21 protein-coding genes are annotated in these 20,637 nt (G+C 45.9%); 15 read left to right on the top strand and 6 right to left on the bottom strand.

Annotated elements, in window-relative coordinates; translation table 11 throughout:
- Positions 1-35: 35 nt before the first annotated feature.
- On the bottom strand, positions 36-1,091 hold the full coding sequence (locus RA178_RS02370) for an alpha/beta hydrolase (RefSeq protein WP_306684351.1): 1,056 nt from the start codon (positions 1,089-1,091) through the stop codon (positions 36-38).
- A 354-nt stretch (positions 1,092-1,445) separates the two neighbouring features.
- Between RA178_RS02370 and RA178_RS02365 the strand changes: the two genes are divergently transcribed.
- The 4 genes from RA178_RS02365 to RA178_RS02350 all read left to right on the top strand — a co-directional run bounded on the left by RA178_RS02365 (position 1,446) and on the right by RA178_RS02350 (position 6,340).
- Entirely contained in the window at positions 1,446-3,839 is a 2,394-nt protein-coding gene (locus RA178_RS02365) for a TonB-dependent receptor plug domain-containing protein (RefSeq protein ID WP_306684349.1), read from the top strand.
- Positions 3,840-3,988: 149 nt separating this feature from the next.
- The gene (locus tag RA178_RS02360) at positions 3,989-4,450 is read left to right on the top strand and encodes a NanQ anomerase/TabA/YiaL family protein (protein ID WP_306684347.1); all 462 of its coding nucleotides are present in this window, start codon (positions 3,989-3,991) and stop codon (positions 4,448-4,450) included.
- 143 nt (positions 4,451-4,593) lie between these two features.
- Positions 4,594-5,514 (top strand): manganese-dependent inorganic pyrophosphatase, encoded by a 921-nt coding sequence (locus tag RA178_RS02355; protein ID WP_306684346.1) that lies wholly within the window; start codon positions 4,594-4,596, stop codon positions 5,512-5,514.
- 211 nt (positions 5,515-5,725) lie between these two features.
- Positions 5,726-6,340: a DedA family protein gene (locus RA178_RS02350; RefSeq protein WP_306684345.1), complete on the top strand. Its 615-nt coding sequence runs from the start codon at positions 5,726-5,728 to the stop codon at positions 6,338-6,340.
- A 12-nt stretch (positions 6,341-6,352) separates the two neighbouring features.
- Here RA178_RS02350 and RA178_RS02345 read toward each other — a convergent pair whose 3' ends face one another.
- From RA178_RS02345 to RA178_RS02325, 5 genes are all read right to left on the bottom strand, one after another.
- A complete protein-coding gene (locus RA178_RS02345) occupies positions 6,353-6,577 on the bottom strand; it encodes a DUF6500 family protein (RefSeq protein ID WP_168825761.1) in 225 nt (74 codons plus the stop codon).
- Positions 6,578-6,673: 96 nt separating this feature from the next.
- A complete protein-coding gene (locus RA178_RS02340; RefSeq protein WP_306684343.1) occupies positions 6,674-8,122 on the bottom strand; it encodes an alpha/beta hydrolase family protein in 1,449 nt (482 codons plus the stop codon).
- A 141-nt stretch (positions 8,123-8,263) separates the two neighbouring features.
- Positions 8,264-9,304 (bottom strand): MJ1255/VC2487 family glycosyltransferase, encoded by a 1,041-nt coding sequence (locus RA178_RS02335; protein ID WP_105251217.1) that lies wholly within the window; start codon positions 9,302-9,304, stop codon positions 8,264-8,266.
- 70 nt (positions 9,305-9,374) lie between these two features.
- On the bottom strand, positions 9,375-9,887 hold the full coding sequence (locus RA178_RS02330; protein WP_105251216.1) for a phosphatase PAP2 family protein: 513 nt from the start codon (positions 9,885-9,887) through the stop codon (positions 9,375-9,377).
- A gap of 414 nt (positions 9,888-10,301) precedes the next feature.
- Positions 10,302-10,550 carry a YgjV family protein gene (locus RA178_RS02325; RefSeq protein ID WP_113940145.1) on the bottom strand — a complete coding sequence of 83 codons (249 nt, stop codon included), beginning with the start codon at positions 10,548-10,550 and terminating at the stop codon, positions 10,302-10,304.
- 324 nt (positions 10,551-10,874) lie between these two features.
- Here RA178_RS02325 and rraA point away from each other — a divergent pair, with 324 nt between their 5' ends.
- The 11 genes from rraA (at position 10,875) to RA178_RS02270 (ending at position 20,629) form a co-directional block, all read left to right on the top strand.
- Entirely contained in the window at positions 10,875-11,360 is a 486-nt protein-coding gene (gene rraA, locus RA178_RS02320) for a ribonuclease E activity regulator RraA (RefSeq protein WP_105251214.1), read from the top strand.
- A 129-nt stretch (positions 11,361-11,489) separates the two neighbouring features.
- Positions 11,490-12,554, top strand: coding sequence for a formimidoylglutamase (locus RA178_RS02315; RefSeq protein ID WP_306684339.1), 1,065 nt, complete (start codon positions 11,490-11,492; stop codon positions 12,552-12,554).
- 245 nt (positions 12,555-12,799) lie between these two features.
- The gene (gene ubiE / locus RA178_RS02310) at positions 12,800-13,555 is read left to right on the top strand and encodes a bifunctional demethylmenaquinone methyltransferase/2-methoxy-6-polyprenyl-1,4-benzoquinol methylase UbiE (RefSeq protein WP_006083326.1); all 756 of its coding nucleotides are present in this window, start codon (positions 12,800-12,802) and stop codon (positions 13,553-13,555) included.
- On the top strand, positions 13,555-14,175 hold the full coding sequence (locus RA178_RS02305; protein ID WP_306684337.1) for a ubiquinone biosynthesis accessory factor UbiJ: 621 nt from the start codon (positions 13,555-13,557) through the stop codon (positions 14,173-14,175). The genes ubiE and RA178_RS02305 overlap by 1 nt, the downstream gene beginning before the upstream one ends.
- The gene (ubiB, locus tag RA178_RS02300) at positions 14,172-15,821 is read left to right on the top strand and encodes a ubiquinone biosynthesis regulatory protein kinase UbiB (protein ID WP_131523492.1); all 1,650 of its coding nucleotides are present in this window, start codon (positions 14,172-14,174) and stop codon (positions 15,819-15,821) included. Before RA178_RS02305 ends, ubiB begins: the two co-directional genes overlap by 4 nt.
- 59 nt (positions 15,822-15,880) lie before the next feature.
- A complete protein-coding gene (gene tatA, locus RA178_RS02295; RefSeq protein WP_006083329.1) occupies positions 15,881-16,120 on the top strand; it encodes a Sec-independent protein translocase subunit TatA in 240 nt (79 codons plus the stop codon).
- 6 nt (positions 16,121-16,126) lie between these two features.
- Entirely contained in the window at positions 16,127-16,615 is a 489-nt protein-coding gene (gene tatB / locus RA178_RS02290; RefSeq protein WP_263173020.1) for a Sec-independent protein translocase protein TatB, read from the top strand.
- A gap of 3 nt (positions 16,616-16,618) precedes the next feature.
- A complete protein-coding gene (gene tatC, locus RA178_RS02285) occupies positions 16,619-17,371 on the top strand; it encodes a twin-arginine translocase subunit TatC (protein WP_113940134.1) in 753 nt (250 codons plus the stop codon).
- A 45-nt stretch (positions 17,372-17,416) separates the two neighbouring features.
- On the top strand, positions 17,417-17,947 hold the full coding sequence (locus RA178_RS02280) for a hypothetical protein (protein ID WP_306684331.1): 531 nt from the start codon (positions 17,417-17,419) through the stop codon (positions 17,945-17,947).
- The gene (locus RA178_RS02275) at positions 17,947-18,750 is read left to right on the top strand and encodes a TatD family hydrolase (RefSeq protein WP_168825782.1); all 804 of its coding nucleotides are present in this window, start codon (positions 17,947-17,949) and stop codon (positions 18,748-18,750) included. The genes RA178_RS02280 and RA178_RS02275 overlap by 1 nt, the downstream gene beginning before the upstream one ends.
- Positions 18,743-20,629, top strand: a complete 1,887-nt coding sequence (locus RA178_RS02270; protein ID WP_306684329.1) for a sensor domain-containing diguanylate cyclase — start codon at positions 18,743-18,745, stop codon at positions 20,627-20,629. The genes RA178_RS02275 and RA178_RS02270 overlap by 8 nt, the downstream gene beginning before the upstream one ends.
- Positions 20,630-20,637: the final 8 nt, after the last annotated feature.

Below are 20,637 nucleotides of genomic sequence, written 5' to 3'. Positions count from 1 at the left end.
GTCAAACCCAGTTTTCGAGACCAAATCACTTCAACCTAAAAGTGTTCTAGCCGATCCAGCACATTTCCCCTCGCAACAACCTCAGCAAACTCCTCGGCCAGACGTTCACTCAAAGCCACAGACGTACGCCAATATTGCATCCGCTGCGCCGTGTCCAGTTGCTTAAAATCTTCACGGTCGGGGATTTTGCCAAAGGGCAATGAAGCGACAAATTCGGCCGATGGCGCCAACACTAGCGCATTGTGATAATTAGCGCGACCTTGGCGCCACTTCAAGGATTTGTCGAACCATCCTGGACTGATGATCGGATAAAAATGCGGATACAACGTCAGCCCCTTGGCACGGGATAAAGGCAAATCAAAATGATAGTCGGTAATGCCGCCATCGTAATACTGCCCATCGGCAACGCCTTCAATTTGGGACACTGGGGCAAGCAACAAAGGAATAGACCCCGTTGCTAACATCACAGCATCGACATTAGCCTCAGTTAATTCGACCTGCTGACTGGGTAAATCGTTGAGTTGCAAAAAGGGAGATGCTGCAGCTTGTTGGCTAAAGACCACACGCTCAAAATGCCAACCTAAACTCCGACGGCTCACTAAGTTGGTCGCCGCCGTCATCGCCAGCCCCGCCGCAAGCGGAAGCTTTGCCGTTAAACGATTTAAATGTTTAGCACGGCACACGACGAAATGACTGTGAATATGAGCGTTATTAACGATTTCCCTGCCACCATTGCCCCCTAAAATGCCCTGCACTACGCCTTTAACTTGCGCACTGACTTCCTGCGGTGTTGGCATATTGTCGTAACGCTGACCAATATAAAAATCCTCTAAGCGGCCATAGGCTATGAGGGGATCTTGCTGCGCCAAACATGCTAAACGCCAAGCCCCAGAGGAAGCGCCTAATGTATATAAAGGCGTTTGCCTATCTTTGAAAAATTCAGCAAACAAATACTTATCTAGCCCTGCGATACCAAGCCACTTAGGTCCACCAGAGGCGGCAAGCAACTGGGTAAAATGCTCAGCTTTAAGGCCTTGTTCTGCCAAGGTGTTAAATGCAGTTGGTCCTGCAAGAAATCGTAACGCTGACAATTCTATGTACCTTAAAACCAATGCCATTAGAGCAAAATAAAATAGTAAACCACGAAGGTATACGTCAATAAACAATTCATATCATCGACTTAACTCAGTCGTATTGTGCATGCGGCAACTTGTCTTGTGCCGTATGAAGCCTCAAAAGCACGCAGACCGATAGTGAGGTTTTCATCAATATATTCAACTGCATTTTAAATATTATTTAGAACACTAGGCTCTGAGTTAGCACATTTACGTCTTAATGTAACAATTGTTACAGTGATAACCTTCTCGGCATCAGATTGTTATTTTATCTTGAATCTGCACACCTAAGTTCGAGTGTTGGGTTACAAACATCATTGAGAGGTTTTTATGCGTCTAGCCGTTATCGCATTGGCAGTGTCATCCACACTGGTTATTCCAGCAATCCAAGCCGAAGAGCAGCAAACCGGCTTCGAAAAAATCGAGATCATAGGCTCACGCATAGCACTACGCACGGCAACCGACAGTGTTGCCCCTGTCGATATCATCACAGCCGAACAACTCGAATCAACAGGTATGACGGAAACCGCGAAAGCGCTGCAATTTGCGGCGCCAAGCTATAGCTTTCCATTCTCCTCGGTGACTGACGGTTCAGATGCGGTGCGCCCCGCGAGCTTACGCGGCCTGTCGCCAGACCACACCTTAGTGCTCGTAAATGGCAAGCGTCGCCATGGTTCTGCCCTAGTACATTTAAGTGGCACCATGGGAAAAGGCTCGTCTAACGTCGATTTAAACGCGATTCCAATGACAGCGATAAAACGCATTGAAATTCTCCGAGATGGAGCCTCAGCGCAATACGGCTCGGATGCAATTGCGGGCGTGATTAACGTGGTACTCAAGGACAGCGATCAAGGAGGTAGCGTCTCGGCGCAAGCAGGACAAACCTACCAAGGTGACGGTGAGCAATGGCGTGTAGGTGTTAACCATGGTATCAGTTTAAGCAATGATGGCTTTGTGAATATCGCCCTCGAAGCGCATCACAAAGACAGCACAAACCGTGCAGGACTCGATCCACGGCAGCAATACCCTAAACTAGCAGATGGTTCTGACGATCCGCGCGAAGCGACATTTAACCGTAAGAGCCACCAGGTTGGTGATGCCGAATATGATAATGTCGGTTTATTTATCAATGCGGCTCAGCCTATCTCTACTGATGGAAAACTGTATGCCTTTGGCGGTATTAGTCAACGTGAGACTAAATCAGGAGCCTTTTACCGTTTAGCTCTCGATGCCCGTAACTTACCCGAAGTGTATCCTGACGGTTTTTTACCGCAAATTAACCCCAAAATTATCGATTCATCTCTTACCCTAGGCTATGAATTCAACCTGAGTGACTGGGATATTGATGCCTCAGTGGGATATGGCAAGAATTCATTTAACTATAATATCGTCAATACCTTAAATGCTTCCTTAGGCCCTGAAACTCCTACCGAGTTCGACGCAGGAACGCTATCGACCCGTGAAGCCAATATCAATTTGGATATTTCCCGTTATTTTGCCTTTATAAACGATTCTGAAATTCTGTTTGCGACCGGTGTTTCATGGCGCCAAAACGGCTATGAAATTGAAGCCGGAGAAGAAGATTCGTATATCAATGGTGGCTATAATGGCAAAGCAGCGGGTAGCCAAGGTTTCACCGGTTTTACCCCTGAGTCGCAAGTGGATGAAACCCGTGATAACACTGGCGTTTATATGGAACTCGAAAACCAGTTAACCAATGAGTTTTACTGGGCGGCGGCGCTGCGTTACGAAAACTATTCTGACTTTGGTGGCAACACCAGTTGGAAGTTAGCGGGCCGTTACGACTTCACCGATAACTTGGCCCTGCGCGGTACTATCAACACTGGCTTTAGAGCGCCGAGCGTACAACAACTGTACTTCAGCAATATCTCGACGCTGTTTAATCCCGATCCTGTGACTGGCCAGCTGGTGCCTATTGAGTCAGGCACTTTCAACACCCTATCGCCAGTGACCAAAGCACTGGGTATTAATGAGTTAGATCCCGAACTATCCCAATCATTTAGCTTAGGCTTGGTGTACACCAATGACACGGGCTTAGCACTGACATTAGATGCCTATCAAATCTCCATCGATGATCGCATTATTCTGTCGAGCTCAGTGACGCCTAATGATTCGCCCGCCGTAGCGGCCGCATTAGCGGGCACCAATGCAGAATCGGCGCGCTTCTTTATCAACGCTGTCGATACTCGCACCCGTGGTGTTGACCTTGTGGTGAGCCAAGATTTTGATATCGGCTCTTGGGGTGATTTACGGGCTAACTTAGCCTATGCCTACAATAAGACTGAAATCCAAGATATTCATTTCCCACAAATTTTAGATGGGTTAGGCAAAAAGCTATTCGATAGCATAGAACAAACTCGCATGACCTCGGCGACGCCGCATAACACAGGTAACTTGGGCTTGACCCATGAGCTAGGCGACTTTAAGACCAATATTCGCCTCAGCTACTTTGGTGATTACACTGTTGGCTATGCCACGGGTGATGTGAATTACAGCGATCAATGGGTGATGGATCTGTCGGTGAGATACGCAGCAACCGATGCGCTAAGTTTCACCGCTGGAGTACAAAACCTGTTTGATGTGTATCCCGAAAAAACACCCGCGATTAACAGCAACAACGGCATTTTCGTCTACCCATTAACCAACACCCCGTTTGGTTTTAATGGTGGCTATTACTTCTTAGAAGCTAAATACACTTACTAAGCGCGTCTTAGCGAACAAAGTGACACTTGATATAAAAACAGGCCATGCTACGGCCTGTTTTTTTATGTCTAAAGCTTATGTCCTAACGGCGACTATCTGATTATAATCTTTACAATTCACTCATTCACATCCGCCATGTCGAGTAACCGATGATCGTCGATACCTTAGCAAACCGCCATATTTATCAATCCCTAAGCCCTCGGCTTACCACAGCATTAGAACATCTTGCCACCACAGACTTTAGTCAGCTGCCCGTGGGCAATTATCCCCTCGATGGCGACAATATTTTTGTGATAGTCAACGACTACCACACTAAGCATAAATCGACAGAACCCTTTGAAGTACATCAAAAATATATCGATGTGCAATATGTTTTCAGCGGTGAAGAAGAGTTTGGTTACTTGCCACTAGCGGAGCAAACACCCTCGAAACCCTATTTTGAAAAACACGATTACGCCGAGTTTGATTACGAGGCAAACCAAGCCAATGCCTCTTATATCAAACTCAAAGCAGGCATGTTTGCGTTATTTTTCCCCGGTGACATGCATATGCCCGGCACAGGCGATATCGCCACGGCGGTGCGTAAAGTCGTGATAAAAGTGAAGATCTAAACCTTAAGCCATCTTTGCCGAACCTGAGCGTTCGATTTTTAGAGAAATAGCAACTGAAGAGCACAGTGATATGCGCTTTGGCTATTTCCGATTAAAGCCAAATATTGCTAAAATTGTCACAAATTTAAAGGAGAGTCCCTGAAATGCCCATTTACGTTGTCGGTCACAAGATCCCCGATTCAGATTCAATCTGCGGTGCTATCGCGTTAGCCTATTTAAAAAACCAAATCGGTGAAGAAGCCATTGCCGCACGTTTAGGTGAATTGTCACCCGAAACTGCTTTTATTTTGGAACGTTTCGGCTTCGAAGCACCGGAATACAAAACCAGCTACGCTGGCGAGCAAGTGTATATCGTTGACCATTCAGAACTGACTCAAGCACCGGATGATATCGCCCAAGCGACTATCGTCGGGATTGTCGATCACCACAAACTTGGCGATCTCACCACAGATACACCGCTAGAATGCTGGATCCGCCCAGTGGGTTGCAGCAACACAGTGATCAAGATGATGTTCGACTTTTACCAAGTCGCTATCCCTAGAAATATCGCTGGCATCATGATGTGCGCTATTTTGAGCGATACAGTGATTTTCAAATCACCGACTTGCACCACTGCAGACATTCGCTGCGTTGAAGCGTTAGCTGAGATCGCCGGCGTTGAAGATTTCAAAGAACTGGGCATGGAAATGTTCAAAGTGAAATCCGCCGTCCAAGGCACACCAGCACGTGACTTAGTAATGCGTGACTTTAAAGACTTCAACATGAACGGTAACTTGGTCGGTATCGGCCAGTTAGAAGTGATCGACCTGTCAGTATTTGACGATATCAAGGCCGAGCTAGAAGCCGATATCAAAGCGCTCAAAGTGGAAGGTAACCGCCACAGCGTTTTATTGCTGCTGACTGACATCATGAAAGAAGGTTCAGAGTTGTTGATTGTGTCTGACGATGCGGAGCTGACCCAACGTGCCTACGGTAAAGATACCGTCGATGGCAAAGTGTGGTTAGACGGCGTATTAAGCCGTAAGAAACAAGTAGTACCACAGCTACAAGCAGCATTCGCCTAGTCGCTTTATCGTCACGACTGTAGTACAGGTATTAAGGCCGAACTGAGTTCGGCCTTTTTTATATTTCAGGTAAAAACTGCCCCCCCTGCGTTACGCCTATTCACCGCCACTAACTAAAACTGGCATGAAACTTTGCTCATAAATCTATCCAGCCAGAGAAATTGGCGAGTATGATGGCCCAATCATCCCATTGATTTAAGCACTTTCATCTATGCCAGAAGCGCTACAACATATCATCACCGAACTCACGCCTTGGCTGCAGCAATATGGTTATGTTCTGCTATTTTTCGCGATTGCTGTCGAGGGTTTTGGCATTCCGGCGCCAGGACAATCCTTATTAATTGTCGCCAGTTTATTAGCCGCTACAGGGCAAATGTCACTGCCACTAGTGTTAATCGTCGCTGCTTGCGCTGCACTATGCGGTAACAGTTTGGGATATTTCATCGGTTGGCGCTTTGGTGATGTGTTGCTTAAGAAGGGCTGGATAAAACCGCAATTGGAAGACAAAATCCATGGCGTTATTGGTCAATATGGCATCGCCGCTTTAGTGCTGAGTCGTTTTGTTGAGGGATTAAAACAATTTATGTTTATCGGCTGCGGTCTAGCTAAAATGCCACTAAAACAATTTGTGATTGGCAATGCTCTCGCCACCAGCATTTGGGTGGCACTCTTTGGATTAGGCCCAGTGTTAATCCGCGATGAAATAGCTCCCATGCTGGCGTTTTACCACCAGCATAAATACCCCACATGGGCTATGGTCAGCCTGATACTCGCCGTGCTAATCACTTTTACTTGGCGCAGGTGGCAAACCAAAAATCCGCAGTAACAGCTTTGGAGTCTATTCTTCCGATTCCTTTTGGATCATCTCTATCACTTTATGAGCCTTAACAAAATGGTCTAAGCGATGAGTTTGAATCCACCAAGTCGCCGCTTCCATAAGCAACTCTGGATCATCATTTTTGTTCGCAAAGAAGGCGTAAAATGAGAGGCCGACATTATCGCCTTTAGTCTCAATTTTTTTATGACAAACAGTGATGATTTTTGCTCTTAACTCAGCTCTCATATTGACTCATAAAGTTTATTCACCAGCTTATTATCTATTTTCAATGACATACAAAACTAGATATATCATCTATAGCTTACTCCATACAGCTACCGATCACTTTATGCCTTCAGTTTCAATCTTAGGCTGAGGCTCTGCGCCGTCGTTTGGCTTTGATTCAGGCGCTTTAATTGGCGCGGGTGGCGCCTCAGTCGCAGCAGGCTTATCTTGTTCCTGTGATACGTTTGGCTCCTGCAATGATGTATTAACCTTAAGTGTCGGTGAATTCTGCTCTTCAGGTAAAGGCTCGACAATAATCACTGGCTCTTGTGGCACAGGCGTTTCACCTTCGGTAGATGTTGCAGCTTCTGACTCTGGCGCTAAGGTGCCGAGATCTTGGTTCGCAGGGCTTTCCACCGCATGTTTAGGTAATTGATTTCGATATAAATCAATCATACGCATCACCTCAGACAAGGCTTTACCATGCTCTGGAGTGAGAATGCCATTGTGCCCAGAGACGATTTCGTCAGACACGGCCAGTACCCATACGGCTTGCATATTGGCATCGGGGCAGGTTTGCACGGTACGACGAGCCTGCAGGCGAGCACGAATTTTCCAGCCTGATTGAGGCAGTGTCATCATACAGCCAGGGATTTGATCGTGCGCCATCAAGGCCGAAGGCATCTTCATTGGCGTGGTGCAATTGCCACCAGAGCATTTGTCAATATCGTGAGTAATAGCCCAAGAGTTCCCGACAGCGCGCTCGCCGTCCTTGATGTAATTGAAGGCTTCTTTTACTGCAAAATCCCCCTTCGATTGCAACACCACCATACTCGGTTTTTGTCTATCTAAGCTCACCAACGTATCTAATGGCTGATACTCTTTAGCAGGTACGGCGGGATTTAACAGTAAGAATAAATTAGGATTATCCTGCTGATTATCAATGGCGGCTTTGATGCGATCTTTACTCGCATGCAAAACAACAGCACCGCCAAGACTATGGCCAATCACAGTGTACCGCAGCAGTTTATGCTGTGTTACTAAGCTATCAAGCTTATCCAGCAGCTGTGATAGACCTAACTGCCCGATACGTTTAGCAACCCGTTTACGCTGTAAAATAGTGGGAAAATCTAAGGGTTCAATCCAACTTTTTGCATCATCTGAGCCATCGATCCAAAAAGGATCGTATTTATCGCCCCGCCAGCCAATATACAAACCCAACAAGTTGCGCTGGGTATCGGACGCGGCCATTTGCTGATAAAACTGCTCAAAGGCAATAAAGTTTTCATCCTTAGGCTCAGCGCTATGATGCCAGCCATGGACAAAAATCAATAATTCAGGGATCTGTGCAGGCTCTGGATGTAAAATTCGCGTCTCTAAACCTTGCCATTGCCTTTCGTCGTGGGGCTGACCTTTATCATTAAACTCAATCACATGAAAATTTTGCTTAGCGATATCAGGGCCGGGGATGTGGTAAGCCTGATCTGGAATAAAAGGAAGTAGGATACAAAGTAATAACAACATTAAAAACAGTAACTTGTACTGAGTAAACTTTTTCAGGCTCATTTATAACAACATAATTAACGGCCAGGCTAGGCCAAAATAGACGTGCTGAAAGGGACTAACAGCAAAATTGACGAAATTATACGCTAACGCCATTAACCCAGCTAGTGCCTAAGTTGCTTTTCATCTGAACAGCAATGCTGTTTAACGCCAAGTATCGGGAAGCGTGACTTGGCTCCATAACTCTTGGCACAACGGCTGACTATTGTGCCAGTCGCCGCCGTTAATCCATTTAACCAGCGTATCCCCCACCTTTGGATATGCAATTGGATTAGGTGATGCCGTTTTAAGCCAGCGCTTAACTATGTTCACATCGAGACTCATCATGCTATCTGCAGCCGCTAAAAGTTGTAACGCCGCCACATTCGATAACTGCTCAAACTGGCCAATCAGTGGTTTGACTAAGAGTTTTTTACCTAAGGTTAATGCTTCGCTGGCAAGCTCAAAGCCCGCATTGCCTATCACACCACCGCAGCTGGCAAGATGTTGCTTAAACCCCTCACGATTAAAACCGTGCCATTTAATGTGCTCAGCAACTTGGCCTTTAGGTTGTTGGCTGTGATATACCAAAAACTGATAATCACTAAAATGAGACAGAAAATGAGCAATCATATCCGCATCTTCAAAAGGCAAATAAACTAAAATCTGATGCGTGTGTTCGAATGGGCTGGCATCCACTTCGACAAAAGGCGGCAAAATAGGGAAGCCAAAATGATGCCAATGACACCCCAGCGCCACATCCACTGGAGCAAAATAATTGAGCAGCATCTCATTAAACCAAGTGCTACCGAGTTTTGGCACCGGATGAGTTAACGCCGCCTGATGGCTAATCCCAATGGATGGCACGCCTTGGCGCCGCGCAGCCCAAGCCGACACAGGTTCAAAGTCGTTGAGTACTAAATCGTAGCAACTAAGATCTAATGCTTTAATATCTTTAAATAACGACAAGGACAAATTTTGCCGGACAGTTTGTGGCACATTCACGCGCCCGGAGTGCGTCGCAAACGTCATTCCCGCTTGAACGCGATAATCGCCAAAGCACTCCATATCGAAAAACTGATCAGGCTTACGCCCCGAAAATAGAAAGTCCACTTCAATATCTTGTTTCATCAATGCTTTAGCCATGACGCGTGCACGACTTAAGTGGCCATTCCCTGTGCCTTGAACTCCGTAGAGTATTCGCATTACGTATCCTTAAACTGATGAGTGAAGGAGAATTCCCACTAATGAAATGATTAACAGGCGCATATTTGAATTAAATCACTGGATGAACCAGCAATACCGACCCAATCCCCAATGAGGCTCCCGCCAGAATATCTAAGGGATAATGCACGCCAAGTGCAATACGTGAGCCCCCTATGCTAAAAGCCCATAAATACGCCACAGGAGCCGCCGCTGGATAGATTTGCGCCACGCTCGTTGCCATCACAAAGGCCGCGGCTGTATGACCAGACGGTAAGCTGAAGCGATCCGATGGTTCAAAACCACTCTCAAATCCCACTAATGCATGGCATGGCCGTGTGCGACGAATACTATTTTTCAATAGTAAATACAGAGGTAACTCAACCAAAAAACTCGCTAACATCAAATTAAATAGAGCCTGTCCTTGAGCGTGCGTCAGCATCAAACCCACAGACAAATATAAATACACATGCCCATCGCCACTCGCTGATACCCGCTTTGCATGGGCATATAAACCATGGTGCTGGGTGAAGCTCACGATATGGCAAAACATTCGCTTATCTAAGTCTGCAACGTAACTCAACATAAAACAGGCTCCTTGCTGGCATACCAGCGAGTTTTACTGCGATGTTAATCTGTGCATTCTCTCGACGACGCTTAGAGTGCTTAGTCTGCAACCAACCGACTCACCAAAGCTCTATTCACGATTGAATTCGTTATTGACTGCTCACGACTAATTTACTGTTTGCTAATAGTTAAACCTAAATCACATTAGCTAAAGCACTATTAGATAGCTTGAGACTAAGAAAGACCTGTGACGGCTAAGTGACATCTGCTCGAAGGTTTTATGACAAGAAGCATGGCTGAGGTTTTGATCTAGAAGGATTCTAGGGACGTTATGCTGGGGCTAAGGGATTTATTTAGGAATAGCGATAGGACTGAGACAGAATATTGTGTTGCTCTAAACGTTAATCTCAAGAGCAACACAATCCAATAAAACTTAGGCTGCGGCGGGAGTATTTGCCTTAGCACGGTAAATTTTTGTCAAATGGTAAATATTAATACAAGCAACAAACGCATTCATGCCGGCCACAGGCCAAGCAGAAATAAACACCCCATAAACCACAAACAGGGTGCATCCTACAAAATTCAACCATCGCAACCAAATGATATTCTTCATCATTAGAGAGATCGCCACCATTATAGAGGCAAAATAACCAATAATTTCAATCGTATTTACAGCTTCCATAGGCACCTCTCGAAGGCCCTCTACCGTCCATAAGCGTAACGGGGGGTCCATGCCCCTAAAGCAAATTAAGTTAAGTAAGTTAATTTAAACTTGGGATATAATACCAAAGTGCGCAACAGAGTTGTAATAAAAAACCGTTATTTAATGACCAATATCAAGTTTTACCGAATAAATTCTATAGTGTGACGAAAATTTACTACAGATGTGTTAACAGCCAAGTGGCAACAATACCGTGATTGATAACACTTTTCTTTTCAATAATCCCTTTTATACTGGCGTAAACTCGCTAAACTGTACGCAACGCGGATCAATAGGAGTGTAAATATGGAATACAACACCTCAGAACTATGTGACATGTACTTAGATGTCGTAGATGTAGTCGAGCCCATGTTCAGTAACTACGGTGGTTGTAGCTCTTTTGGCGGTTCTATTAGCACCATCAAGTGCTTTGAAGACAACGGCCTAATTACCGAAGTCCTACAAGAGGATGGCCAAGGTAAAGTCTTACTCATTGATGGCGGTGGCTCATTACGCCGTGCGCTGATCGATGGCGCTATCGCAGAACTTGCGGTTAGCAACAACTGGGAAGGCATTATCGTTTACGGTTCTGTACGCGATGTGGATGCATTGGAAGAATTAGACATTGGTATTCAAGCCCTTGCCTCAATTCCAGTGGGTGCTGATGGCAATTCAGTGGGCGAAGTGGAAATTCCAGTCAATTTTGGCGGTGTGACTTTCTTACCCGGCGATCACATTTATGCTGATAACACAGGTGTAATTTTATCACCTGAACCACTCGACATTGAGTAATCTCACTGTTCAGTCAAGAAAGCCAGCTAAGCTGGCTTTTTTATTCACTATTTTCAGCGCTTCCCCATTGAATCCTCGCCCTACTCTGGCCACAATAGCTCGACTCTGGCCGAATAAGAATATCAATCTATGCCTGAATTTATCCCCTTTACCCATACCGATATCGCCTCACTCGTCAGCCCAAGAACTGGCGAAACTAAGCTAGGCCAATGCGTCCATCTGGCCAATCACGAACACACGTTAGAGACCATACTTGCGACTGCAAAAGCCCACGGTGCATACTTTGCCATTATCGGCGTTGGCGAAGATATAGGCCCACGTGCCAATTTAGGCCGCGGCGGTGCAACCGATGCGTTCACAACCAGTATGCGTCAATGGCTCAATTTACAATCGAATCGTTTTCTTTCTGGCGCCGAATGCCTAGTGTTAGGCCAAGTGAACACCGCCGATCTGCAGCAACAAACTACGAGCAATACAACAGCTAACAGTGACGTCACCTTAGATGAATTACGCGATGCAGTGGAACAACTCGATGAGCGCGTTATCCGTATCGTCAGTGCTATTTTAAAAGCGGGTTTAGAACCCATACTCATCGGCGGCGGCCACAACAATGCCTATGGCTTGTTGATGGCAACCTACGGCCACTACCAACGCCAAGTCGCCGCGGTGAATCTCGATCCTCATTCGGATTTTCGCCTGCTCGAAGGTCGTCACAGCGGCAATGGTTTTAGCTATGCAGCCGATCGCGGCGCCTTAGGTTGCTACCATGTACTGGGTTTACACGAGTTAAAAAACAGCGAAGCAAACCTAAGCCAACTCAGTGAATTTGGGGGCACTTGGCATAGCTTACAACAAATTTGGGTTCGCCGTGAAATCAGCCTTAGCCAAGCTTTACTTGAAATCGCCGCCAAACTAAATGACACAGGTTTACCCGTAGGATTAGAACTTGACGTCGATGCTATCGCTAAAATGCCCAGTAGCGCTTCAACTGCTGCAGGTGTGCCATTGCTCGATGCGGCGCATTATGTCAGTTATATCGCTCGCCACTGTCCATGTGCTTATTTGCATTTAGCCGAGGCTGCACCAAGTTGCCACGAAGCTGGGATTGAAGCCGGATTTAGGGATGTTGGCCAAAGCCTAAGCGAGCTTATCTACGCTTATGTGCAGGCTCGCATGCAATTTTTGGCACAATGAATATCACCAGTTACACCCAACTGGGCGCTAAGCTATTCACCAAATCCTGATATTGTGGTCTAATGCCAGTCCATTTTACGTGGTCGCTAAGCACTTAATCCTACGACTGTTCAGGAGCGCCTCAAGCTAAGGCATTGCAGTTAGTTTACTAGCTCGATCACAGAGTGATAGATCAAAGATTCAGCAAATGCAGGCGATGGCTTACACTCGCAACTAATACATTGCAAAACAATAGGAACACATTGATGTCTGAGGGCGAATCTAAAAGTACCCACTTTGGTTACAAAACCGTAGAGGCCGATAAAAAGGCTGAACTCGTTGCCGGCGTGTTTCATTCTGTTGCCGCTAAGTACGACATAATGAACGATGTGATGTCCTTCGGCATTCACCGTTTTTGGAAACGTTACACCATTGAAGTCTCTGGCGCCCGCCCTGGCATGAAAGTGCTCGATTTGGCCGGCGGTACAGGTGACTTAACCGCAAAATTCTCTCACTTAGTGGGCGATAAAGGTGAAGTGGTTTTAGCTGACATTAACGATTCCATGTTAAAAGTCGGGCGCACTAAGTTGCGCGACAAGGGCATAGTCAACAATGTCAGTTATGTGCAAGCCAACGCCGAAGCATTGCCGTTTCCCGATAACCACTTCGACATCATTACCATCGCCTTTGGTCTGCGTAACGTGACCGATAAAGATGCGGCGCTGCGTTCAATGAATCGCGTGCTTAAGCCTGGTGGCAAGTTATTAGTGCTAGAGTTCTCTAAGCCTCAGCATGAAATCATGCGTAAAGTGTATGATTTATATAGCTTCAAAGTCTTACCTAAGATGGGCGAGCTCATCACTAAAGATGCCGACAGCTACGAGTATCTGGCTGAATCGATCCGCATGCACCCAGATCAAGACACATTAAAACAAATGATGGTTGATGCAGGCTTTGAACAAGTCGACTACACCAACATGACCGACGGCATTGTCGCATTGCACCGTGGTTATAAATTCTAATGATGCCGCAAGAAGTTGTGCTGCTTGCCTGCGCCGCAATTGAAACGGGTCTGAAAAAACTTCAGGCCCAAGCGGGCGACGATTATTCGCGCCAGCGCCAGTTGCATGGCAAAGTGTTTCGTATCCAATTATCGCAGCTCAGCTGGCCATTCTATTTAGTGTTTGCCAAAGAGATCCAAGTACTGAGCCGCTATGAAGGCGATGTTGATGTCAGTCTACATGCCGATGCGACGACGCTTTACCGCGTGTCCGAAGGCGCCAACCTAACTGAACTAATCAAGCAAGATAAACTCAAGCTTGAGGGCGATCTCAATTTATTACAAAGCTTTAGCCAATATCTACGCGGTATCGAGTTTGACTTTGCCGAGCCAGTTTCCCGTTATTTAGGTGATGGTCCCACTCACAAACTCATCTGTTCTAGCCATCTGGTAAAAGACTTTGCACTCGAAGTGTTGCGTAAAACCCGCTCCCACTTAGGGCAACTCGCAGTTGAAGAGTATCGCCTCGCACCGCACCCAATTGAGTTAATGCACTTTCGCGATCAAATGGATGATTTAGTTGCCGACACTCGCGCGATTGAACAACGGATTGCCCAATTAAGAGACCAAATTAAGCCATGACCTTTGCCAGTATCCGCCGCGGTTACCACGTCATCAAGACCTTACTTCAGTACGGGTTAGATGACGTATTGCCGCCAAAGATGACACCTTGGTACTTTAAGCTCGCCCGTAACAGCCTATTCTGGATCCGCAATAAGCATAAAAATAAGCCCGGTGGCGAACGCTTAAAACTGGCGATGCAGGAACTCGGCCCCGTTTATATCAAGCTTGGGCAAATGCTCTCAACCCGCCGCGATTTACTCAGCGATGAATGGGCCAGTGAATTGGCCATGCTACAGGACAAGGTGCCGCCCTTTGATGGTGCACTTGCCCGCCAAGCGATTGAAGCTGAGCTAAAAGCGCCGATTGAATCGCTATTCGATGACTTTAATGAAACGCCACTGGCCTCAGCCTCTATTTCTCAGGTGCATACCGCGACCCTCAAATCTAACGGCAAAGACGTCGTACTTAAGGTGCTACGCCCGAATGTAGAAGCCAAGATTCAAGCCGATCTGCAGTTGATGTCGCAAACGGCCAAACTGATTGAATACCTCCTCGGTGAAGGTAACCGACTGCGCCCTGCTGAAGTGATCGAAGATTACCGCGTGACCATTTTAGGCGAGTTAAACCTTAAGCTCGAAGCCTTAAACGCAGTCAAGCTACGCAACAACTTCCTCAACTCAGATGCGCTCTATGTGCCTTATGTGTATGAAGAGTTTTGCTATCCACGCCTGATGGTGATGGAACGTATTTACGGTATTTCTGTCTCGGATATTGCCGCCCTTAAAGCGCAAGGTACCAACTTTAAGTTATTGGCCGAGCGAGGTGTTGAACTATTTTTTACCCAAGTATTCCGCGATAACTTTTTCCACGCCGACATGCATCCGGGCAATATCTTTATTTCCCGCGATCATCCTGAGAACCCATACTACATTGGGCTCGACTGCGGCATCATGGGCACACTCAGCGAAGTCGATAAGCGCTATCTCGCCGAAAATTTCCTCGCCTTCTTTAATCGCGATTATCACAGAATCGCCCAGCTCTATATTGAGTCTGGCTGGGTATCGGAAAAAACCGATCTACAAGCTTTCGAACAGGCCATCAAAGTGGTGTGTGAACCTATGTTCAACAAGCCGCTCGACGAGATCTCCTTTGGTCATGTGTTGCTGGAATTATTCCGCACTGCGCGCCACTTCGATATCGTGGTGCAACCGCAATTGGTATTGTTGGAAAAAACCTTACTCTACATCGAAGGCTTAGGCCGTCAGCTGTATCCGCAGTTGGATTTATGGCAAACTGCCAAACCCTTTTTAGAGCAGTGGATGGCTGACCAAGTCGGTCCTAAAGCTATGTTTAAAAAGGTATCCACAAAACTGCCATATTGGGCTGATAAACTACCTGAATTCCCTGAACTAATTTACGATAATCTTAAGTTAGGCAGGAAATTGCTGAGTTCTCAGCAACAAATGCTAGATAAGTATTTGAAATACCAGCAGCAGGCACACAAGAGTAACTACTTGCTTATCACTTCTGCCGTTTTATTGATCTGTGGCACGTTATTGATTAATAGAGACGCTACACTATGGACCCCTTATGTTTGTCTAATTTCAGGCATGATATTGTGGTTTGTAGGATGGCGATCTAGGCCAAAGAATCGCAAATTTTAGCTAGCACTAATTAATCAGAGGTTCATAATAGAACCGATATCAATTAAGAGGATACCTTCATGGGTGGTATTAGTATTTGGCAACTGCTTATCGTTGCGTTAATCGTTGTCTTGTTGTTTGGAACTAAGAAATTACGCTCTTTGGGTGGTGATTTAGGTGGTGCGGTTAAAGGCTTCAAAAACGCCATGTCTTCAGAAGAAGACAAGAAGGCATTAGAAGACACCGAAGCGGCTAAAACAGCGCAAACAACTCAACAGGCGACTGAAAAGAAACCTGAGTCTAACAAAGAACAGGCGTAACTCTTTATGTTTGACGGTATCGGCTTTATGGAGCTGCTGCTGATCGGTGTTTTGGGGCTAGTGGTTCTTGGCCCCGAACGTCTACCGGTTGCGGTGCGTTCGGTAACGAGTTGGATCCGTGCGATGAAACGCATGGCGAACTCGGTAAAAGAAGAACTTGAGCAGGAGCTGAAGATCGAGCAGTTACATGCCGATCTTAAAAAAGCCGAGAGCAAAGGTTTATCTAACCTCTCACCTGAACTCAAAGAGTCTATTGAGCAACTAAAGCAAGCGGCACAGTCAGTGAACCGCCCTTATCAGGTTCAGGATCCGTCAAAAGACACCCCTGCGCCTGAGAATCAAATTCACACACCTGCTCAAGTGAATCTAGTTCAAGCTAGCCAAACTAATCCAACAGCCACTGTAGAGGCGAGTCCAACATCGGCCTCTCCCGCTGCTTCAAGTGAGCCATCTCAGGGCGTGGATACCAGTTCTAACCCGAAAGCCAACGGATAATTCATGTCGCAACAGCAGCCACTTATCAGCCATTTGCTTGAACTTAGGTCCAAGCTGCTAAAATCCATTGCCAGTGTGTTATTAGTGTTCATTTGTAGTGTGTACTGGGCAAATGATATCTACCACTACATGGCAATACCTTTAATGCAGTCTTTACCTCTTGGTGGCAGCATGATTGCGACGGATGTCGCTGCACCATTTTTTGCACCTTTCAAACTAACCCTCGTTTTATCATTTTTTGTGGCAGTGCCCTACGTGTTATTTCAAATTTGGTCCTTCGTGGCACCGGGTTTATATAAACATGAAAAACGCTTAGTGATGCCACTGCTATTCAGCAGTACCTTATTGTTTTATCTCGGCATTGCATTTGCTTATTATCTTGTATTCCCTGTTGTTTTTGGTTTTTTTGCTAACAATGCGCCAGAGGGAGTTCAAGTTGCGACAGATATTACCAGTTACCTTAACTTTATTCTGAAGCTGTTCTTTGCCTTTGGTCTATCCTTTGAAATCCCCATTGCCGTTGTTTTACTCTGCTGGTCAGGTGTCACTACACCTGAAGATCTCAAGCAAAAACGTCCTTATATCATAGTGGGCGCCTTTGTCGTCGGCATGCTATTAACCCCACCAGATGTGATTTCCCAGACTATGCTTGCTGTACCAATGCTGTTATTGTTCGAAGGCGGTTTATTAGCGGCTCGTTTCTACAGCAAACCAGATGACGAGTCAGACGAAGATACTGAACAAACAAACGACTAACGTCCTCGAAGGCGTTAGGGGAATAATATAATAAGGAACATTCTCATGCGCTTCACCCTTATCACGGCAGCGATCATGCTTGTATCTGTCCAAGCAAATGCCAGCATTGAACAACAGTTAACCCAATGTGCAGCAACCGCCGATAAACTCGACCGCTTGATTTGCTATGACAAGCTAGCAGAAAGCCTAAAAGGCATGACACCTAACACCATTAGCACTCAAGCGATACCGGCTACAGTAGCAACAGTTGCAGTCCCTACGACTGCAGCAGCGATAGTGGCAACCGCCCCCCAAGCACCAGCGGCAAAAATTGCCGATGACTTTGGGATGGAAGCCAAGCGTGTTCAAGAAAATACTGTCGATAAGATTTATTTAGAGATTCAATCTATAGCTGAAGATGCCTACGGAGACATTAAAGTGACTTTCACTAACGGTCAGGTATGGAAACAAACTGATGGCCGTAAGTACAATGTTAAGCAAGGTGAAACTGTCTATATTGAAAAAGCCGCTTTAGGTTCTTTTTTAATGGGTACCGATGATCGCAATGCCAAGGTTCGGGTAAAACGCCTAAAATAATGCCCTCATACATAGATATCGCTGTCAATTTACTTGGCAGCGCACTCGAACAAGATACTGTATCGATAATACAAGCGGCGGCGGACCAAGGGGTTTCGCCGTTAATTGTTATTGGCAGCGATTTAACTGAAAGTGCGGCAGCCATTGCTGTATGCGAGCAATATCCTAATCAACTTTACTGCACTGCTGGTGTGCATCCCCATCATGCCAGTGGTTGGCATGATGGCTCAAACGCTCGACAAGCTGAACTCTGTCACGCACCGCAAGTGGTTGCCGTTGGCGAATGTGGTTTAGACTACAATCGTGATTTCTCCCCGAGACCTATCCAGCGCCAAGCTTTTATTGCGCAACTGGAATTGGCGATTGAACTTCAAATGCCCGTACTGATGCACGAACGCGATGCCCACGAAGACTTTATCGCAATCCTGCGTGAATATCGCCCCCAGCTTAATGGTGCGCTTTTACATTGTTTCACAGGCACTCACGCACAGATGGAAGCCTATATTGACCTAGATTTACACTTAGGCATAACAGGTTGGGTCTGTGATGAAAGACGCGGCCAAGAACTAGCGCAACTCGTTCCCTTTATTCCGCAGAATCGCATTTTAATTGAGACAGATAGCCCTTACCTACTTCCCCGTAGTATGCGGCCCAAGCCTAAATCGAGCAAAAACAAGCCCGAATACCTTCCTTATATCGCAAATTATATTGCAAACCTACGCGGAGAAAATGCGGATGAGTTTGCAAAACGTTGCTACCAAAATAGCTTAGCGTTTTTTAATTTGGATCGAGTCCATGCTTAACAAAAACATGCCACTCATACTCTTGCTGTGGCTATGGATATGCCCAACACAGGCCTTGGCAACCCTATTGAGTATTGACGAGTCAACCACGACGCCTTTAAACCTTACGCCTTGGTTAATGGTCAGCCACCCTACACCAGCAAAAGAACTGGCCGAAATACAAGCTTTGCCAAAAAATGATTGGCATAACTTTACCAATAAAGACATTCAAAAACTCAGCGGCCATGATTTTTGGCTCAGTTTCAGCTTAACCAGCCCTGACGAAACACTTTCGCGCATTTTAGCGCTAGATAACCCTTTGTTAGACAAGGTAACTATCTACCATTTAGTCAATAATAAACTCATGAATACTGTGCTGATGGGTGATATATTCCCCTATGAGGATCGACCATTCTTGAGCAATATTTTCCTATATCCTTTCAAGATCAACACAGATGACTCCCATACTTTCTATCTGCATATTCAAACGGAAGGTAGTGCTGCAGTACCATTAAACCTATGGTCTTCTAATGACTTAGCTCAAATTGCCGAATCTACCGCCGTTGAGCATGGATTCCAACTTGGTGTACTTGCCGCAATTGGCATTTTTAGCCTTTTTATCGCCATAGCATCGGGCTCATTCAGCTACAGCTATTACTCTGGCTATGTCCTTAGCATGACCTTACTCGTTGCCACGATTAACGGTTTTGCCTTCCGATTCCTCTGGCCAGACTGGCCGCTATTGCAGCAAGTTATGGTGCCGTTTTTACTGCCAATCGTTATGGCATTTGCGTTAATGTTTACTGAAAAAATATTACAGCTCAAATATTTAAACCGCCGTATGTTACTCACTTGTCGCTATAGTGCTGTGTATATTCTATGTGTGGGACTTACCACACCTTTCATCCAATATGGTACAGCGTTATATATTGAGATCATTTCAGTTGCAGTGCTCAGCCTAGTCCTGATGGTCTTTGCCATTACTCAGGCTATCAATGGCCATAAACTGGCACGTATGTACACTATTGGCTGGGTGAGTATGCTGACAGGCGCTTGCATCAGTAGCTTGCTATATCTCAGCGTGATTGACCTCAATTTAAAACCGCAAACCCCTGTGATGCTTGGGCTGACATTTGAAATCATCTTTATGTCTTTGGTACTTGCCATTCGTTATAACGATGAGCGCAAAGCTAAACTGCGTATCCAGCAAGAAGCCTTGAAACAAGCACAGAAAATTCGTAGTGCGCGGGAAGAAGCCCTAAAAGCGGAAGCCGAGAGCAATGAGAAACTCGAACAAATGGTGCAAGAGCGGACTTTAGAACTGGAAATCACCCTCAGAGAATTGCATGAGGTGAATCAAAAGCTCACAGAACAAAGCACTATCGACAGTTTAACCGGGGTCAAAAACCGCAGTGCCTTTGATAAACGTTTGATCGCTGAAAGCCGGATCAGTCGCAGACAAGAAACACCCATAGCACTGTTAATGCTTGATATTGATCGCTTCAAGCTGATCAACGACAGATTCGGTCATCTTGCAGGCGATCAAGCATTACGTACAATAGCTCAAACATTACAGCACCATTTAAAACGGCCAACGGATCTAGTGTCACGTTTTGGGGGGGAGGAATTTGCTATCATCCTTCCTAATACAACTGCAGAAGGTGCTCTCCAAGTTGCTGAAACAATAAGAGACGCTGTTGCCTCTATTCATTTTGAATGGGAAGGTGAAGCGATACCTTTGACTATCAGTATCGGAGTCAGTGCCGATATAGTGACCCACGATCAACACAGTACTAAATTACTAGAACAAGCAGATAAAGCCCTCTACCAAGCAAAAAACGGTGGACGTAATCAAGTCAGCTTGTATTTGTCGGATCAAGCAAGACCAGTACCTAATTAGGAGTCAAA

Source organism: Shewanella oncorhynchi, from assembly GCF_030848765.1.
Lineage (GTDB): Bacteria > Pseudomonadota > Gammaproteobacteria > Enterobacterales > Shewanellaceae > Shewanella > Shewanella oncorhynchi.
The sequence above is the reverse complement of the archived record's forward strand: the minus strand, read 5'-3'. Positions and strand labels throughout refer to the sequence as shown.

What these genes read in the sequence shown, in the direction of transcription:
- RA178_RS02365 (WP_306684349.1), top strand. Translation starts at nt 1,446, where the DNA reads ATGCGTCTAGCCGTTATCGCATTGGCAGTGTCATCCACACTGGTTATT.
- RA178_RS02360 (WP_306684347.1), top strand. Translation starts at nt 3,989, where the DNA reads ATGATCGTCGATACCTTAGCAAACCGCCATATTTATCAATCCCTAAGC.
- RA178_RS02355 (WP_306684346.1), top strand. Translation starts at nt 4,594, where the DNA reads ATGCCCATTTACGTTGTCGGTCACAAGATCCCCGATTCAGATTCAATC.
- RA178_RS02350 (WP_306684345.1), top strand. Translation starts at nt 5,726, where the DNA reads ATGCCAGAAGCGCTACAACATATCATCACCGAACTCACGCCTTGGCTG.
- RA178_RS02345 (WP_168825761.1), bottom strand. Translation starts at nt 6,577, where the DNA reads ATGAGAGCTGAGTTAAGAGCAAAAATCATCACTGTTTGTCATAAAAAA.
- RA178_RS02340 (WP_306684343.1), bottom strand. Translation starts at nt 8,122, where the DNA reads ATGAGCCTGAAAAAGTTTACTCAGTACAAGTTACTGTTTTTAATGTTG.
- RA178_RS02335 (WP_105251217.1), bottom strand. Translation starts at nt 9,304, where the DNA reads ATGCGAATACTCTACGGAGTTCAAGGCACAGGGAATGGCCACTTAAGT.
- RA178_RS02330 (WP_105251216.1), bottom strand. Translation starts at nt 9,887, where the DNA reads ATGTTGAGTTACGTTGCAGACTTAGATAAGCGAATGTTTTGCCATATC.
- RA178_RS02325 (WP_113940145.1), bottom strand. Translation starts at nt 10,550, where the DNA reads ATGGAAGCTGTAAATACGATTGAAATTATTGGTTATTTTGCCTCTATA.
- rraA (WP_105251214.1), top strand. Translation starts at nt 10,875, where the DNA reads ATGGAATACAACACCTCAGAACTATGTGACATGTACTTAGATGTCGTA.
- RA178_RS02315 (WP_306684339.1), top strand. Translation starts at nt 11,490, where the DNA reads ATGCCTGAATTTATCCCCTTTACCCATACCGATATCGCCTCACTCGTC.
- ubiE (WP_006083326.1), top strand. Translation starts at nt 12,800, where the DNA reads ATGTCTGAGGGCGAATCTAAAAGTACCCACTTTGGTTACAAAACCGTA.
- RA178_RS02305 (WP_306684337.1), top strand. Translation starts at nt 13,555, where the DNA reads ATGATGCCGCAAGAAGTTGTGCTGCTTGCCTGCGCCGCAATTGAAACG.
- ubiB (WP_131523492.1), top strand. Translation starts at nt 14,172, where the DNA reads ATGACCTTTGCCAGTATCCGCCGCGGTTACCACGTCATCAAGACCTTA.
- tatA (WP_006083329.1), top strand. Translation starts at nt 15,881, where the DNA reads ATGGGTGGTATTAGTATTTGGCAACTGCTTATCGTTGCGTTAATCGTT.
- tatB (WP_263173020.1), top strand. Translation starts at nt 16,127, where the DNA reads ATGTTTGACGGTATCGGCTTTATGGAGCTGCTGCTGATCGGTGTTTTG.
- tatC (WP_113940134.1), top strand. Translation starts at nt 16,619, where the DNA reads ATGTCGCAACAGCAGCCACTTATCAGCCATTTGCTTGAACTTAGGTCC.
- RA178_RS02280 (WP_306684331.1), top strand. Translation starts at nt 17,417, where the DNA reads ATGCGCTTCACCCTTATCACGGCAGCGATCATGCTTGTATCTGTCCAA.
- RA178_RS02275 (WP_168825782.1), top strand. Translation starts at nt 17,947, where the DNA reads ATGCCCTCATACATAGATATCGCTGTCAATTTACTTGGCAGCGCACTC.
- RA178_RS02270 (WP_306684329.1), top strand. Translation starts at nt 18,743, where the DNA reads ATGCTTAACAAAAACATGCCACTCATACTCTTGCTGTGGCTATGGATA.